Annotated in this window: 16 protein-coding genes and 2 pseudogenes; 10 read left to right on the forward strand and 8 right to left on the reverse strand. The window is 63.2% G+C overall.

All coding sequences use genetic code 11. The features are described 5' to 3' along the window. Positions 1 to 44 precede the first annotated feature (44 nt). Entirely contained in the window at positions 45 to 470 is a 426-nt protein-coding gene (locus MTDSW087_RS28145) for a hypothetical protein (protein WP_144768852.1), read from the reverse strand. 430 nt (positions 471 to 900) lie between these two features. Here MTDSW087_RS28145 and MTDSW087_RS28150 point away from each other — a divergent pair, with 430 nt between their 5' ends. The 5 genes and pseudogenes from MTDSW087_RS28150 to MTDSW087_RS31125 all read left to right on the forward strand — a co-directional run. Beyond that, positions 901 to 1152 (forward strand): pilus assembly protein PilZ, encoded by a 252-nt coding sequence (locus MTDSW087_RS28150; protein WP_144768854.1) that lies wholly within the window; start codon positions 901 to 903, stop codon positions 1150 to 1152. A 1327-nt stretch (positions 1153 to 2479) separates the two neighbouring features. Next, the gene (locus MTDSW087_RS31280) at positions 2480 to 2611 is read left to right on the forward strand and encodes a hypothetical protein (RefSeq protein WP_280525295.1); all 132 of its coding nucleotides are present in this window, start codon (positions 2480 to 2482) and stop codon (positions 2609 to 2611) included. Positions 2612 to 2971: 360 nt separating this feature from the next. Continuing rightward, the gene (locus MTDSW087_RS28160; protein WP_244948405.1) at positions 2972 to 3379 is read left to right on the forward strand and encodes a sensor histidine kinase; all 408 of its coding nucleotides are present in this window, start codon (positions 2972 to 2974) and stop codon (positions 3377 to 3379) included. Positions 3380 to 3413: 34 nt separating this feature from the next. Continuing rightward, a complete protein-coding gene (locus MTDSW087_RS28165; protein WP_144768856.1) occupies positions 3414 to 4271 on the forward strand; it encodes a transglutaminase family protein in 858 nt (285 codons plus the stop codon). A 195-nt stretch (positions 4272 to 4466) separates the two neighbouring features. Beyond that, positions 4467 to 4770, forward strand: a pseudogene (locus MTDSW087_RS31125) (transposase domain-containing protein); the annotation flags it as partial. Between the two features lie 306 nt (positions 4771 to 5076). Here the strand turns inward: MTDSW087_RS31125 and MTDSW087_RS28175 are convergent. The 5 genes from MTDSW087_RS28175 to rsgA form a co-directional block, all read right to left on the reverse strand. Next, positions 5077 to 5292, reverse strand: coding sequence for a hypothetical protein (locus MTDSW087_RS28175; RefSeq protein ID WP_144768858.1), 216 nt, complete (start codon positions 5290 to 5292; stop codon positions 5077 to 5079). A 1103-nt stretch (positions 5293 to 6395) separates the two neighbouring features. After that, positions 6396 to 6947: a hypothetical protein gene (locus MTDSW087_RS28180; RefSeq protein ID WP_144768859.1), complete on the reverse strand. Its 552-nt coding sequence runs from the start codon at positions 6945 to 6947 to the stop codon at positions 6396 to 6398. Positions 6948 to 7634: 687 nt separating this feature from the next. Next, positions 7635 to 7766 (reverse strand): hypothetical protein, encoded by a 132-nt coding sequence (locus tag MTDSW087_RS31285; RefSeq protein ID WP_280525296.1) that lies wholly within the window; start codon positions 7764 to 7766, stop codon positions 7635 to 7637. Between the two features lie 42 nt (positions 7767 to 7808). Then, positions 7809 to 8087 carry a hypothetical protein gene (locus tag MTDSW087_RS28190; RefSeq protein ID WP_144768863.1) on the reverse strand — a complete coding sequence of 93 codons (279 nt, stop codon included), beginning with the start codon at positions 8085 to 8087 and terminating at the stop codon, positions 7809 to 7811. Positions 8088 to 8395: 308 nt separating this feature from the next. After that, the gene (gene rsgA / locus MTDSW087_RS28195; RefSeq protein ID WP_144768865.1) at positions 8396 to 9427 is read right to left on the reverse strand and encodes a ribosome small subunit-dependent GTPase A; all 1032 of its coding nucleotides are present in this window, start codon (positions 9425 to 9427) and stop codon (positions 8396 to 8398) included. A gap of 379 nt (positions 9428 to 9806) precedes the next feature. Here rsgA and groES point away from each other — a divergent pair, with 379 nt between their 5' ends. The 3 genes from groES to MTDSW087_RS28210 all read left to right on the forward strand — a co-directional run bounded on the left by groES (position 9807) and on the right by MTDSW087_RS28210 (position 12857). Continuing rightward, on the forward strand, positions 9807 to 10094 hold the full coding sequence (gene groES / locus MTDSW087_RS28200; RefSeq protein ID WP_144768876.1) for a co-chaperone GroES: 288 nt from the start codon (positions 9807 to 9809) through the stop codon (positions 10092 to 10094). A 99-nt stretch (positions 10095 to 10193) separates the two neighbouring features. Then, positions 10194 to 11837: a chaperonin GroEL gene (gene groL, locus MTDSW087_RS28205; protein ID WP_144768866.1), complete on the forward strand. Its 1644-nt coding sequence runs from the start codon at positions 10194 to 10196 to the stop codon at positions 11835 to 11837. 204 nt (positions 11838 to 12041) lie between these two features. Continuing rightward, positions 12042 to 12857, forward strand: a complete 816-nt coding sequence (locus MTDSW087_RS28210) for a transglutaminase-like domain-containing protein (RefSeq protein WP_144768868.1) — start codon at positions 12042 to 12044, stop codon at positions 12855 to 12857. Positions 12858 to 13035: 178 nt separating this feature from the next. Here MTDSW087_RS28210 and MTDSW087_RS28215 read toward each other — a convergent pair. Beyond that, a pseudogene (locus MTDSW087_RS28215) lies at positions 13036 to 13344 on the reverse strand (transposase); the annotation flags it as partial. A 604-nt stretch (positions 13345 to 13948) separates the two neighbouring features. Between MTDSW087_RS28215 and MTDSW087_RS28220 the strand changes: the two are divergent. Both MTDSW087_RS28220 and MTDSW087_RS28225 read left to right on the forward strand, forming a co-directional pair. Further along, positions 13949 to 14506 (forward strand): sigma-70 family RNA polymerase sigma factor, encoded by a 558-nt coding sequence (locus MTDSW087_RS28220; protein ID WP_144768870.1) that lies wholly within the window; start codon positions 13949 to 13951, stop codon positions 14504 to 14506. Beyond that, positions 14503 to 15237 (forward strand): anti-sigma factor, encoded by a 735-nt coding sequence (locus tag MTDSW087_RS28225; protein ID WP_144768872.1) that lies wholly within the window; start codon positions 14503 to 14505, stop codon positions 15235 to 15237. Before MTDSW087_RS28220 ends, MTDSW087_RS28225 begins: the two co-directional genes overlap by 4 nt. A gap of 37 nt (positions 15238 to 15274) precedes the next feature. Here the strand turns inward: MTDSW087_RS28225 and MTDSW087_RS28230 are convergent, their stop codons facing one another. Further along, positions 15275 to 15829: a fasciclin domain-containing protein gene (locus MTDSW087_RS28230; RefSeq protein ID WP_144768874.1), complete on the reverse strand. Its 555-nt coding sequence runs from the start codon at positions 15827 to 15829 to the stop codon at positions 15275 to 15277. Positions 15830 to 15940: the final 111 nt, after the last annotated feature.

A 15940-nucleotide genomic window follows, 5' to 3' on the forward strand; every position in this document is an offset into this window, starting at 1 on the left:
CTGCTCCGCGCTCGTCTTCTGACCTCGCCGCATGTCCGACTCCTTCAGTCCTGGCTGATCCTCTCAATCAGCCCGGTCCAAAGCCAGCCGGTCAGGTCAGCACCGGTGACATGAAGAATGGAGTGGCTTGGCCTCGGCTTTCTGGCGTCGGCTCCCGAGCTTCGGCCGAAGTGGTCGAGATGCGGACGCGCGTTAAAATTCGGATCATCCGTGGCAGCGGCACAACTCAAGCAGATTGCAAGCAGCGGACTGGGTGTGAAGCAAGGGCCCGGCCCGCCGGCCGTTCGGTGAGATGAACGATATCCTTCGATATCCTCACCGAGCGTGCTCAGCCCAATGCCCTGCTTCAGCGCAGGTTGCATCTGTAGGGCCAAGAAACCGAAGGTCACAGCTTCGGCAACAATCGACTGACGCCGGACGAACACGATAGCTATGGCCTGCGAGGCAAATTGCCCGTCGCCAGCTGGCACCTGATCTTTCTAGGTCTGCCATCCGGTCTGGTACGCGACGGCGCACCGACTGTCATCCTTTCCATCCCAGGGCAAGGAACCAACCGGCTGCCATGGCGGCAAGCGTGCCGAGCGCAACGATCGATGGTGCCCATGGCGATGCCTGAGTATAAATGCCAGCTGATACCAGCGTGACGCACAGTAGGGCGAGAGCTACGCCGACCATCAGGTCCGAGTTGCGACCAGGGATCACGAGGCACCTGCTATGTCAGGTGAGCTAGAGTGCTCTCCGCCGTAGTGGATGCCGGTTCGGCGTAAGGGAGCGTGTGAAAACAAGGGCTTGGAGCCGTGCACCGTCGCAACGCGAGCGGGCGCGGCTCTAGTGGCAGCTTCACGAAAGCTTAAGCTATGTGTGACCTCACTGAACCTTGGCCGCGCCAGGAGTCGCTCCATGCCCCCTGAGCGCCGCCGGCAGCCAAGGAAAAATGACTTCAAGACTGGCTCTCTGTTCTTCCATGCTGCTCCCCAGCAGGTGGACTGCCTGGTTTGGAACCTGAGCGACTTCGGTGCACTGATCGAGATCCCGGACGAAGTAGAGATCCCCTCGCACTTCCGCCTGATCGCCACGTCAATGAATATCGATCGTTCTAGCATGTCGATCTGGCGGGCCAATCGCAAAATCGGCGTCGCATACATCTTCTGAGCACAACGCTTATTCGCGCCACTTCTTCGTGAAGTGCTCGATACATTGGATCTTGCCGCCCTGCGGCGGAGACGTTGTGAAACTAGGCTGCTGGCAGGCCTCTTGCCTAGGTACATGCGCCTTATTGGAAGCACACTCAGCCATGTCCTTTGCCTTCTTTGGCTTGCTTGTCGCCCCAGCGCTTCTTGGGCCGGTAAACCTTCCGGAACAGGGCTTCTTGCAGCCGCGCTCGCCTGAAGCGCCAAGAGGCGTGCAGGCGCGCACCGGTCTTCCCATGGCGACTGGAAGGAACCAAGGCTTTCGGCCATCTGGCTGCTCAAAGCTGGCCTGCGATACCGCAAAAGGTTGAGAAGGCACAGCTAGGGGCTTGGTTTGGCGGTCTCTCGCTCAACAGGCTGGTTCACAGCCCTCCCCATGCGCGCTTTCCCGCCTCCTGCACTCACGGCCCTTCTGGCATCTTCACCACCGCTTGGATCAAACGGAACAACCGGTCCCCCACAACCAACGCAGACCGACCCAGTCAACCTATTGATTCGCTCCTCGCGTCGCTTGTCGGCGGCGTCACGCTGATTTGCCTCTGCCTTAAGTCGGCGCTTCGCAGCTTCGGCTTCCCAAGGGTTGCCGTGAGAGGTTCGCAGGTCTGCCGAATGGGCTTCAGCAGACTTTGCTGACTGGAGAAACGAAGCGCCATATAGAGTAGCCGCCCCCATAAGCATAAGCGTAATAATCAGGCGCATAGACGGCCATTCTTCTGTGCACAATTAAAACAGATGGAATTCCGCCAACATAAATGGCGTTAGAGTCATTTTGATGAAATCGAGCATGATTTGTGCCACAAAAAGATAAAATTGGAAATAAATATTTACAAAACCAAAGATTATGGTATTTTATAATTACGATTTGGCGCATGCGCGTTCCAGTTTTTTGTTCTCGGTTGCCTCTCAGGCTTTATAACTACCGCCTTTGTTGCGAGCAGCATCCTTACACGTTCGTTGAAGTCCGCCATTGAGACGTTGGCAGCGCGGCCAGAATTTAGTGAGCGAGCCATGATCGACCTCCGCGTTGAGCGCCCAGGGCACGGGATTGCGCGGAGGGATGCGACGAAGATGGGAACGGATGGTCACTGTTGCGAGAGGACGGCACCGAATAATTCAGAGTCCTGATGGGCGCCGTCGCGCCTCATCGCCTTCTCCGCCCATGACCCTTGGAACCAAATTGCCGTCTCGGCAGCCGAGACGGCGCGGGGTCCGGTACGCCAACTGAGCTTGGAGCTGCCAATGGGGCCGTGGAGGCCAAGTTCTGGGGCGCCTACCGAATCGCTCGGTCCATGCGGATCAAGCAGGGCGGCACGCTGACCTTCATCTCGGGCTTCATGAGCGAGCGTCCTCAGGCCTCCGCCCGGCTCCAGAGCGCGTTCAACGCCGCGCTGGAGAGCCTAGACCGGAGGATTAGAGCTTGAACTCGTGCCCATCCGGGTCAACAACGTCTCGCTCAGCTTGATTGAGAAGCTGCTCGGGCTGCGACGTCCGCTTCCGGGCTAACAATCGCCCAAAGGAGAGGGGCAGAAAGTCACCCTACTGAGATCGAGACGCTAGGTGGACCATCGGCGCCAGCAGGATCCTGGCCGATCGCGGACCGTCCGCTTCGGAGCATGGCTGCCGGAAAAGCGGACGGACCCCTACTGACCCGAGCGGTCATTCGGCTACTGGACGATGCAAGCCCGCATCAGCGCCGTGGCACAGCTCTACGACGCGATCTCCCGGTCGGCGACGCTGGGTCCGGTGCCGATGGAGCTCTACCTCAACGGCTCGCCGGTAGCTTGTGCGCGAGCCTTTTGGGGAAGGGTTCGCGGATCGAGGTCGGCGTCGCCTCGGAGCCGCTGTCGATCGAGCCGGACCGCGCCGCGACGGTCGGGCACATCGTCAACGAGTTGGCGACCAACGCCGTCAAGTACGCCTTCCCCGGGAGATCGGGAGGAATCGTGCTCGGGTTCGGCCGGCGCGACGGTGAGGTCGTCCTGACCGTAAGCGACAACGGCGTCGGACTCGGCAACGCCGGCGGCCCGGCTGGCTCGGGCCTCGGCTCACGGTTCGTGGACGCGTTCGTGCGCCAGGTCGGCGGTACGCTGGCGACGGTGACGGGGCCGTACGGCACGGCCTTCACGGTGCGGCCGCCGGCCTCTATCCTCTCCGAGGCTCGAGGCGCGGGCGGCATGGACCTCGCTTGAGGCGGCTGCCGATCCGGCCCCCCGGGAGCTTCCCTTGATCCAGCTGCGTATCCACCATCGGACGACCTATCGCTACCGGCAGCCGGTGCTGCTGGGGGCGCACCGGCTGATGTTGCGCCCGCGCGAGACCCGGGACCTACGCATCCTTTCACACACGGTCAGCGTCAGCCCGGAGGCGATGGTCCGATGGGCGAACGACGTATTCGGGAACGTGATCGCCACAGCGACCTTCGACGGGCCGGCGGACGCGCTGGTCATCGACAGCCTCGCCTGTGTCGAGCTCTCGGCGTCCGCCTATCCGGTCTTCGACATGGCGGCCTCGGCGATCGTGTTCCCGTTCCAGTACCCCGACGAGGATTGGGCCGACCTCGGACCCTTGACGGCGCGTCAGTATCCGGACGGGGATGGCTTGCGGGATTGGGTGCAGGGTTTCGTCGCGGGCTATCCGACGGATACCCTGTCGCTGTTGAAGGACATCAACACCGGCGTCGGCGGCATCGGTTACCAGGTCCGGGAGGATGAGGGGACGCAGTCTCCCGGCGAGACCCTGGTGCTCGGCACGGGCTCATGCCGGGACTTGGCCACCCTGTTCGTCGAGGCGGTCCGCAGCCTCGGCTTCGGCGCCCGGCTTGTGTCGGGCTACCTCCACGATCCGGCGCGGACGCTGCTGGGTTCGGCCGATGCGGGCTCGACTCATGCCTGGGGCGAGGTTTTCCTGCCCGGTGCGGGCTGGGTCACCTTCGACCCGACCAATCGCGGCGTCGGTGGCGCGAACCTGATCCCGGTCGCGGTCGCCCGCGACATCCGCCGGGCCATGCCGGTGAGCGGAAGCTTCGTCGGGGTCTCGGGCGCCTTCGTGGGCATGTCCGTCTTGGTCAGCGTCGACGCCTGAGCCCGGGGGCGGGTTTCTCGGTGGTGCCGGGTCCTTCCACCCTGGCGGATGACCCGCGCCAGGCTCCGGAAGAGCTGGTCGCCCTCCTGCGCGAGCACGTGGTGTAGCCCGAGGCAACGACCACGTGCAGTCCGTGCGCAGGCGCTGCCGAAGCTGTTCGGCCAGGGCGATCCCGCCCATGCCGGGCATCACGCCTTCGAGCGCGTCCTTCACGATGGGCGGATCTGCCGGACCAACAATGCCGCCGAGCGCGCGTTGCGCGGCATCGCGCTGGGAAGGAAGGCGTGGCTGTTCGCCGGCTCCGACCGCGGCGGCGAGCGCGCGGCGGTGATGTACACCCTGATCCGGACTGCCCGTCTCAACGGAGTCGACCCGCAGGTATGGCTGACTGACGTCCTTGAGCGCATCGACGAGCATTCCGCCAGCGACCTCGATGCCCTTGTTGCCCTGGAACTGGCGCCAGCAGCGCGGCGATCACCTCATCGCCGAAGCCGCCTGACGCTTCCCGCCCATCCCAGCCACCGTACCCGCGGCCCAGGGCGAATGCTTACTGCTGCGCTTCGTCATGGCTCCATCCTCTCAAGAGTTGAAGCCTCCGGGAAACCCGGGACGATTCAGTGGCAGTGGGTGCTGCTAAATGAGTGAGCGAGGTGTTCGCCGAGTCGTACCGCAGTTTCCCAACCGAGACCCAGGCTCAAGCCGCGGTCTGGCATGGTCGCAGATGGTCAGCAGGGCTGGCCGGGCCATGACGCGATAGCTCACTGAACGCTCAGATTAGCACGCCGCGCGAGCGCCGGTACCAGGCTCATACGTGCCTTGGATCGCCCTCAAACGTTGCTGTCCTGACCTTCAGCCCTGCGATCCGCTCCTCGATCTGTCGCAGCAACACGGTGTCGATGCCCGCATCCTGGCCTTTGTCTTCCTGCGCCTCAATCAGCATGATCTGATCGTTCCGTTGCGCCTCTAAGACCAAGATCTGCGCATTCAATTTGTCGAGCCGATCTTCCGCCGATCCTGCCATCGCCCTCTTCCTTCAATCGCGCGCGGCAGCCTCGCTCAAAGAGGTGCAGACCGTTACCAGTTTTGATAGCATACCTATAATCGTGTCCGGCCGCACTCGTGACGGGCTACCGACCGCCCGCGCCCATCACCTTCCCGGATCTGGCCTACCAGCTACCCATGGCGGCCACCATCCAGTAGCCTCGCAATCGGCCCGGTCCTAGATACCGGTCAGGTCAGTTGGACGATAAACTGCGACTGCAATGGGTGGAGGCTGTGTGGAAACGGAGGCACGCTACGAGACCGTAGAACAATTCTCTATTCGACGGATATTCCAGCCCTCGAGACAGCCGTGCCGATGTCGAATAGGCATCCATGCCGACGCTGCCCAAAGCGTCCGGGGAATATCCTTCTACCTTGACCGACGTCTTCCACGTTTTCACACAGCCTCGGTGGAATTGCGACGGTCGGCTTCCGGACAGACCCGGCGCCGAGCGGACAATGTCTCTCGTCCGACCGGACGTTAGAACCTGCCCCAATAGCCGGCGCAAAGTCGGCTTCCACAGCAGTCTGAAAGCTATGACCGTCGGGATTTTTGCGATCAAGATAATAAATAAAATGTACCAATCAGACTGTGATATCTATATTTTATTATCATTGGAACAATTTTTCAATCTGAGAGATTTGTATCATACTCGGCCGTCACGAGAATTCGACATACATGGCTGCGATTTTTCGTAGCCGGCGCCGTTTGGAGACGTGTCATGCAACGGGAAACGCGCTTCGGCCAACTGACACGGCTTCCCTCAACGGCCGAGATTAGACGGAATCTCAAAATGATGTCGGCTGCTGACGCACTCATCGCTACCTTCGCGAAGCACAGCGGCACTCGCGAAGAGCTCGCGGGCATTATCACTGGGCTCATGGATCAGTACCATATCTCGCCAGATCGGGCTCATATGCTCCTCGACCGCTTCGGTCGGACCCAGCTTGCTCTGGAGAATGCTGGGAAAGCACTCATGGCGAGGAAGCGGGGCTACGGCGAAAAGCAGCCCATCCATATGGTCCACTGAGACCAACCACTTCGTGTTTCACGCTTATGCCGCAGCTTCGCTCGTAGATATGTCAAACGCTACTCTCGACGCGAAGTACGCGCGCAATATAGGTGTCGTCATCCTCGCTCGGTTGGCGCGGAGAAATACCTTCCGCTTCCGCAAGGCGCTGGCGCTCCCAGGTCGCGATCATACGTTCAATCAGAATGCTTCTGCTGACCTGCTCGCGGCGGCCGATGGCAGCGATCCGATCGAAAACCTCGACACCGACGCGAAGACGTCGCCGCTGCCGAATACTGGGGCCTGCGAGGCTCCCGCGACACTCCATCGACTCTCCCGTATGCCGGGCTACCTCGTCCGCAATCGCCCGATCTGCGAGGCGGAATGCGTGATCCGCGCGCGTGACTGTCTCCCGTTGTGTGCCGGCATGCTCGGACGATGTAGGCGCGGCGGAGTCGACAATCGGCAACAGGTCGGTCCCCGCCAACGACGTGCTTGGTCGGGAATGCAAGACAGCGTTCGATCCTTCAGCCCCATCCTCGATCGGCAGGTCTGAAGTCGAGTTCGGCAGGGGCTGAAGCCCCGGCCTATCTGGGTTGCTTGGCCGCGTCACGCGCTTGCGCATCCTTATTCACCGTCTCGGTTGCAACCGATGTCTGCGGGCGAACACGCTCCGGCACAGTTTCGTGCGCTTGCGGCATGTTCGGTGACTGTGCACGGCTTTGCTGAGGCGAAGCTGCCGTTTGTGCAGCAAGAGGAGCGACCATGAGCCCGAAGAATGCGAAAGACATTTTGATGAAACGCATCGGCAGCGCCTCCAAACTGTTTCAGAAAAACGATCTAAAACTCCAATCTGTTCCACAACGTGCTACGGTCTGCCGAAAGTAAAATATGACTTTGCCTTACTGGCGAGCTGGGAATTTCGCTCCACCTCAGGTTTGGCGGCATCCATTCCAGCTATCTAAACCGCACGGGCTGCTGACGAGCGCGCAAAGCTCTTGTAAGCACGCCGCGTGTCCAGTCATGCTCTGGCCCATCAGTGACCGCGCGGGGGAGGCGTCCTGGGCATCAGACCCTCGACGCGCAGCTGCAACCGGACAGCCCGGATCATCTCCACGGTCCGCCGCGGAACATTCCGAGCGATGCCCTCAGCTTCGAGATCCGTTAGCTGATCGATGAGTTGCCCCCGCTCCTGAAGGCGGGGGAGCTGCGACATGTGGACGACCAGGGTGGTCAGCTTCCGCATCACCGGGCACATTCGCGGTTGACCTGGCTCTGCCATGCGAAGGCGTTGTGAAGATGAAACACCACTTCAGCCTCGACCGGCGGTCTTCATGGGAGTCGCGACGGTGCCCTTGGTCGAAGGCGCCGCGGCATTGGTCTTGGGAACGGGCTTCTTCGGCTTCTTGGTCTCGCGTTTACCGCGTTTCTTTTCACTGGCCATAATCGTGCTCCTGATGAATTGGGAGACGGAGAAGCGCTGCCTTCACGGAACGATTGCCAAGGGGGCATCAAGCAACCTGATCCAGGCAGCGATTGGAACGTCCGATGATCCGAACTGCGCTACGAAGCGATTGTCGAACCAGAGTTCAATACGTTGCCCTCCAGCGAGCTTAGAAGCTTGCTTTTTGGCGTCGCTGTCGTTGCTGGCCGTGACGGTTCGTGACGTGAGCACGATGCCGTTCACGGCGAACTTGTGGATCTGATAGGTCCGCCCAACCGACTGCACGCAGGGCTGAACTGGAAATTGGAGGAGATCTGCCATTGGCCTGCCATTTTCATTGCAGGCGGGGACACAAGGCCCTCAGCCACCGAAGCCTGATCAAGCTAATCCGGTGATGGCGGTACACTGCGCTCATGGAGAGCAAAATGATAGCCCCGAGCGCAACTCACGGCTTGGCGGGTATGCTTGCCGGCATCAGTGGGACCCTCATTGCCCGGCGACGTGGCGGCGCTCCCACTCCTCGGTCGTCATCTCCGGCTCGGCGAGGAACAGCACGCCGTTGCGGGCGCTCGCTCGGCCCTGTGCGGCTGCTCCTCGCGCCCCGTGACCTGACGGGTGTTATTGAGGAGCTACCTGCAAGTACGGCGACCCCGTGGCCCGACAGATGTCGGTGTGTTGTCCCTGTTCTCGTCTAGAAGCTTGCGCCACCGGATTAACCGCTCCGGTTCGATCTTGCCTCCGGTGACTGCGGCCTGCACGGCGCAACCGGGTTCGTGGGCGTGTGTACAGTCACGGTAGCGGCACAAGGGCGCGAGTTCGACGATCTCGGCAAACAGGGTATCGATCCCTTCCGCGGCGCCACTGACGTGCAGCGTTCGCATTCCCGGCGTGTCGATGACCCAGCCACCGCCGGCGATGGCATGCAACGATCGCGACGTGGTTGTGTGGCGTCCCTTCGCATCGTGCTCGCGAATCCCTCCGGTCTGCTGCGCAACGGCCTGACCTGGACCGACCAGCGTGTTCACCAGAGTTGATTTGCCGACACCGGAGGAACCAACCAGTGCCACGGTCCGCCCCACGCCGCACCACGGCGCGAGCATGTCTGCAGCCGTCGGGAGCCGGGGATTGACGGTCACGACGTCGAGCCCGCGCTGCAGCCGGGACGCTTGGCGTTGGTAGGCTCCCAAATCGGCGGCTGTGTCGGCCTTGGTCAGCAAGATCACCGGGGTTGTACCGCCTTGATTGGCCAGAGCCAGATAGCGCTCCAGGCGCGCGGAATTGAAGTCGGCGTTGCAGGAGGTGACGATGAACAGCGTGTCGACATTGGCCGCAGCGGCCTGAAGCGTTCGGCTGCCTTCCGTGCGTCGCTCCATCACCGTCCTGCGGCTGAGACGGCGATGCAGTGTCTGTGTCCGAAGGTCGGCGAGTATCCAATCGCCGACCGTGAAGTCGCTCGTATTTGCATGAACGGCTAGCGTCAGCTCGACCGTTCCGGCCTGCGATAGGGCAGTCAGACGGGAGCGGTGAATCGCAGCAATCCGCATCGGGGCGAAATCAGCCTCGTGTGATTCGCGCTGGTCTTCGAAGAAATGGGACCAACCCAGGCATGCAAGCGATAGGGGTTGGAAGGCGGTGGGATGTTTGATCACCGACCTGCCCATGACATGACATGACACGCCTGGCCAGCCCGCTGCGTCAGGCTCGCATCGAATCCTGAGGGAACGCGAGGACCGGTCAGGGCACAGTCCCGCTCGACATACCCAATGAATCGGAAGGTCGTGTCGATGCCCAGGTTGATCCGAGCCGTCCCAAGCCGAACTGACGAAAGCTGCCGTGTCCGGATTGAATCGGCGGCGGAAGCGCATCGCTCCAGCCTCTAAAATGCGCCCCTCGACCTTCAGGCGTGAGATTAGCACTTCCACGCCGCGAGTGCTAATGATGCGCCGCTCGGGCGGTGAAGCGCTTCTTCGCCGCTACTCCTCCCGCGACAGAGCCGACCATGGCGGTTGGATCTCGCTTGGGAACGATCAGGATTTCACGATGAAATTCCGTCCGCTGCACGACCGCGTGGTGCTCCGTCGCATCGAAGGCGAGGAGAAGACCAAGGGCGGCATCATCATTCCCGATACGGTCAAGGAGAAGCCGCAGGAAGGTGAGGTCATCGCCGTGGGGCCAGGTGCACGGGACGAGGCGGGCAAGATCAACGCACTCGAAGTGAAAGCCGGCGACCGCGTCTTGTTCGGCAAGTGGTCCGGCACCGAGGTCAAGATCGACGGTCAGGACCTCCTGATCATGAAGGAATCCGACATCCTGGGCATCGTCGCCTAGCTCGGATCAGGCCGCAACGGCCTTGATCTTCGACCTGCCCTTTGAGGCGCCCGCTGTGGCGTGCCTCGGGGCCAAACGACAGATGATGAGCTCCCAATTATGTCCGCCAAAGACGTTCGCTTTTCGGCCGATGCCCGCGAGAAGATGTTGCGCGGTGTCGAACTGCTCGCCAGTGCAGTGAAGGTGACGCTCGGCCCGAAGGGCCGTAACGTCGTGATCGAGAAGAGCTTCGGCGCCCCGCGCATCACCAAGGACGGTGTGACGGTCGCCAAGGAGATCGAGCTGGTCGACAAGTTCGAGAACATGGGCGCCCAGATGGTGCGCGAAGTGGCCTCGAAGTCGAGCGACACGGCCGGTGACGGCACCACCACCGCGACCGTGCTGGCGGCCTCCATCGTGCGAGAGGGCGTGAAGTACGTCGCCGCGGGCATGAACCCAATGGACCTGAAGCGCGGCATCGATCTGGCGGTGGCCGCGGTCGTGAAGGATATTGGCGAACGCTCCCGCAAGGTCGCCTCGTCCGACGAAATCGCCCAGGTCGGCACGATCTCCGCCAACGGCGACAAGCAAATCGGCAAGATGATCGCCCACGCCATGCAGAAGGTGGGCAACGAGGGCGTCATCACCGTCGAGGAGGCCAAGACCGCCGAGACCGAGCTCGACGTCGTCGAGGGCATGCAGTTCGACCGCGGCTACCTCTCCCCGTACTTCATCACGAACGCGGAGAAGATGGTCGCCGAGCTCGAGGACCCCTACATCCTCATCCACGAGAAGAAGCTCTCCTCGCTCCAGGCCATGCTGCCGGTACTCGAGGCCGTGGTCCAGACCGGCAAGCCGCTCCTGATCATCGCCGAGGACATCGAGGGCGAGGCGCTCGCCACGCTCGTCGTCAACAAGCTCCGCGGCGGCCTCAAGGTCGCGGCCGTCAAGGCGCCGGGCTTCGGTGACCGCCGCAAGGCCATGCTCGAGGACATCGCAATCCTGACCAAGGGCCAGATGATCGCCGAGGATCTCGGCATCAAGCTCGAGAACGTGACGCTCCCCTTGCTCGGCCGCGCCAAGCGCGTGCGCATCGAGAAGGAGAACACCACGATCATCGACGGCGTCGGCGAGAAGGCCGACATCGAGGCGCGCATCGCGCAGATCAAGGCGCAGATCGAGGAGACCACCTCGGAATACGACCGCGAGAAGCTGCAGGAGCGTCTGGCCAAGCTCGCGGGCGGCGTCGCGGTGATCCGCGTCGGAGGTTCAACCGAGGTCGAGGTGAAGGAGAAGAAGGACCGCGTCGACGACGCGCTGCACGCCACCCGCGCGGCGGTCGAGGAAGGCATCGTCCCGGGTGGCGGCACCGCGCTGCTGCGCGCGAAGGCGGCCGTTCTGGGTCTCTCGAACGACAACCCCGACGTCCAGGCCGGCATCAAGATCGTCCTGAAGGCCCTTGAGGCCCCGATCCGCCAGATCGCCCAGAACTCGGGTGTCGAGGGCTCTATCGTGGTCGGCAACATCCTGGCCAATTCCTCCTCGACCTACGGCTTCAACGCCCAGACCGAAGAGTACGTCGATATGCTCCAGGCCGGCATCGTCGATCCGGCCAAGGTCGTCCGCGCTGCCCTTCAGGGGGCAGCTTCGGTGGCCGGTCTCTTGGTGACCACAGAGGCGATGATCTCCGAGGCTCCGCGCAAGGAGGCTCCTGCCATGCCTGCCGGCGGCGGTATGGGTGGTATGGGCGGCATGGATTTCTGACCTGCCGAATGAACCAAGGAAACTCTCCGGCGAGCCGTATAGCGGTTTGCCGGAGAGCGCTTCGGATCGATGTTATGCGCGGACGAGTCGGACCGTGCAGGCCGTGTGATCGAGGCAGCCGGCTTGTGGCGTCAGGCGGCCCGGAGCCTGCGGCGTCGGCGAGGACCAGCGCGGATCCCCATATCGCCCCTCGGGAGAAAGCCTATGCGCATTCATGTCGGCTGCGAGATGACCTACGAATTCCCGCAGCCCACCCCCGTCATCGCGATGCTCAACGTCCACGCATCGCGCTTCTCCGACCTCGAACGGCCCGATTACCTGATCACGAGTCCTGCGGCTCCGCTGGATGGCTATCGCGACAGCTTTGGGAACTGGTGCAATCGCATGGTTGCTCCGGCAGGGCGCTTCACCCTCAAGACCGATACGATCGTGCGAGATCACGGCAGCGGCGATACGCGGGAGGCAGACGCCCAGGAGATCGCGGTCGAGAAGCTGCCGCCGGACGGCCTGCTGTTTCTCCTCGGCAGCCGTTATTGCGAGACCGATCGGCTCTCGCCCATCGCCTGGGATCTGTTCGGGCATGTCAAGCCCGGTTGGGGTCGGGTGCAGGCGATCTGCGATTATGTGCACGATCACATCACCTTCGGGTACGAGCATGCCCGCCCGACTCGGACGGCCTTCGACGTTTTCGAGGAGCAGCAGGGCGTCTGCCGCGATTACGCACACCTGGCGATCGCGTTTTGCCGCTGCCTCAATATCCCGACACGCTACTGCAACGGTTATGTTAGCGACATCGGCCTGCCTTTACCGCACGCACCGGGTGATTTCGCCGCCTGGATGGAGGTCTATCTCGGAGGCCGGTGGCACACCTTCGATCCGCGCAACAACAGCCCACGCATCGGCCGGATCCTCATCGCCTACGGTCGCGACGCCGCAGACGTACCGCTGACGCTCACCTTCGGGGCTAATACCCTCACCAGCTTTCGTGTGACGACAGAGGAAGCACCAATCATATCCTGAAAGGTCGCTATAGTGGGCGCTACTCCCGGACGGCCCCGCGGCAAGCCTTCAGGAGAAACTGGAATGTCGCCGAGCTTTGAGCGCTGCGCATTATATCGCTGTCCTGCGCTGCCAGCCGGTTTGATCCGTGTTGTAGCGCCCATATGCACAATCCTCTCGCGCATCCCTTGACGATGTGATCGGGAGGCCGGTGCCCGGTCAGCCACATCACCTCGATGTTGCGCTGCGCCTGACGCTCAAGCCGCCGGCTCGACGGTACCCGGTTGAGATAGCCGTAGCGGTAGAGCTTTAGAAGCGTGGCCGGATCATAAGCAGGCCGTCCCGTCGCTGCGGGCTCGAAGCGGGTGAAGCCGAGGGCACCCAGATCAAGTTCGTCGATAAAGGCCTCGATCACCCGAACCGGATTGTCCGCGGTGATATAGTCGTCCAGCGCACTGGGCAGTAACCAAGACTGCCGCCGGTCCTGCCCTTCGACGAACCGGCCCATCCTGGCCTCCGCAGATGAGGCCGCAAGTCTATATCAGACCGGACTTTTGACACAGCCTCGATCGGGAGCGGCGGTTCAGCGCCTACCGGCCCGAGGTCAGCTGTGGGCGCATTTTAGACCCACAAGCTGAGCTGCTGCAGCGTCCGCTTCGGAGAAACCGCGAGAGTCGGCTGAGCGGCCGAGACGGGCGCCCAGCAGAACGTCTGGTCCTGCGCGCGACCGCAATCCAGCGTGACGTAGTCTGGCCGAAAGCAGCTTGTCTGCTTCGAACCTTGGGAAGTCGGAGAACGGACGTTCGGCGCGGCTCAGGTGGGGGCAACCTGATCACCCCGAGCGGCCATTCGAGTCGCAGCCGTCGAAGGTCCGGATGGCGTGGCGGAGCGGGCATTCGGAACAACTGGTTGCTTTCAACTTCATCGCGAAACCGAGCAGATATCCCCCGGCTGAAGGGTCACGGCGGCTAGCCGTTTCCCTAGCGACCGAGCCTAATGAATCGCTCGCACGTGACCTTCTCTGTAATGTTGTGCCACAGAGGTACAGGGCCATGCCGGTCGAGACCGCGGAGCCCGAAGGATAAGCGGGATCGCTTGGGGAAGGGGGAGCCGTGCCGACCGTGGAGGCGCCTGCCGACGCAGAACTCGCGAGGCTGATCGGGGCTGTGGCCGTGGGCGACCGTGCAGCCCTACGCGCGCTCTATGACGCGACCGCCCCGAAACTTCTCGGGATCATCCTTCGTATCCTGCAGGATCGGAGCGCGGCCGAGGATGCGCTGCAGGAGGTCTTCGTGCGCGTCTGGCAGCGGGCAGCCACTTATGATCCAGAGGCTGCCCCAACGCTTGTCTGGCTCAGCGCGATCGCCCGGCACAAGGCGATCGACCGGCTCCGGCAGGACAAGGCCGCTCGGCTGACCCAGGCCGACGAGCAGTGGCTTGAGCGACTTGCGGACGGACGCGACGGCGAGGCAGACCTCGCCCGCCGCGACGCCCTCGCGCAGTGCCTCGAAGCCGTCGAGCCGGATCAGCGCGACTGCCTCGTCCTGGCATACTGCGAGGGTTGGTCACGCGAAGAGCTGGCAGCGCGGCACGATCGTCCCGTCAGCACGATCAAGACGTGGCTGCGTCGTGGCCTCATCGGCCTGCGCAACTGCCTGGAGGCGCCATGAGCGGCAAGACAGGCAGAGAGGCTGCGCCCTTCTGGGCGGACGATCCGGAAGGGGCAGCGGGCGAGTACGTGCTCGGCACCCTGCCCGCCGAGGAACGCGCCGCCTTCGCCCAGTCACTGGAGGGGGACGCATCCCTGCACGCTGCAGTTGCGGCGTGGGAGGTGCGGCTCGCATCGCTCGCGGCCACGGTTGAACCTGTCGCACCCGCCCCGGACGTGTGGGACGCGATCGAGGCGCGGATCCCGCCGGCTCCTCCGGCCGTTTCCGGCGATGGCGTCGCGCGCATTCTCACGCTGGAGCGCAAGGTTCGGATCTGGCGGCTCGCGGCGGGGGCAGCGACCGCGCTCGCGGCCGGTCTCGCCCTCTGGTTGGTCGTCGGCCTGCGCCCGACCGCTACAGACCGGCAGTATCTCGCCGTGGTGGATCGCGGTGGCGCTCTGCCGGCTCTGATCGTGCGCGTCGATCTCGACACCGGCACCGTGCAGGTTCGCAGCCTCGCCGCGGAGACGCCGCCGGACCGCAGCCTGGAGCTTTGGTACGTAGGGACGGGCGCCGCGCCGCGCTCGCTGGGTCTCGTCACGGACGCCGTCGACCGACGGCCCATACCCGCGGCCCTGCGTGCGGGGGCGGAAGGTGTTAGCTTAGCGGTCTCGGTGGAGCCGAAGGGCGGTTCGCCGACCGGTGCACCGACTGGTCCCGTCATCTACTCAGGCAAGCTCGTGCGAGAGTGAGGCGGGCTCCGACGTTTGCCGGAGCCCGCCCGACGTATCAGGGCATCAGCACGCCGTTGATGACGTGGATCACGCCGTTCGACTGCATCACGTTGGCGATCGTGACACGGGCGGTGTTACCCTTGGTGTCGGTCACGGTCAGGCCCTTGCCGCCGCGCGCCATCGCCACCGTGAGCGGCTCGCCCTGAGCGGTCTTCAGCGTGGCTTCACCGCCGCCCTGGCGGACCAGTTTCATCAGCTCCTTCGATGTGTAGGTGCCCGGCACCACGTGGTAGGTCAGGATGCCGGTGAGCTGGGCCTTGTTCTGCGGCTGGACCAGCGTCTCGACCGTACCCGGCGGCAGCTTGCCGAAGGCCGCGTTGGTCGGCGCGAATACGGTGAAGGGGCCGGGCCCCGACAGGGTGTCGACGAGGCCCGCGGCCTTCACAGCGGCGACCAGTGTGGTGTGATCCTTGGAGTTGACCGCATTCTCGACGATGGTCTTGCTCGCGAACATTGGCGCGCCGCCGACCATCGGGTTCTTGGCGAGGGCGGGAGCGGCGGCGGCCACAAGGGCGAGGCCGAGGGTGAGGCGGAGAAGGGTCTTGGGCATGGTGTCTCCCTGAGAGCCCGTCCGATAAGGGGCTGAGGCAGGGTTGAGTGGCCGGGATGGCAGTGATTCCAAGAGGGTGCTGAAACCTGACCTGGATCTGCCATGTGGACC

The sequence above is a fragment of the Methylobacterium dankookense genome (assembly GCF_902141855.1).
GTDB lineage: Bacteria > Pseudomonadota > Alphaproteobacteria > Rhizobiales > Beijerinckiaceae > Methylobacterium > Methylobacterium dankookense.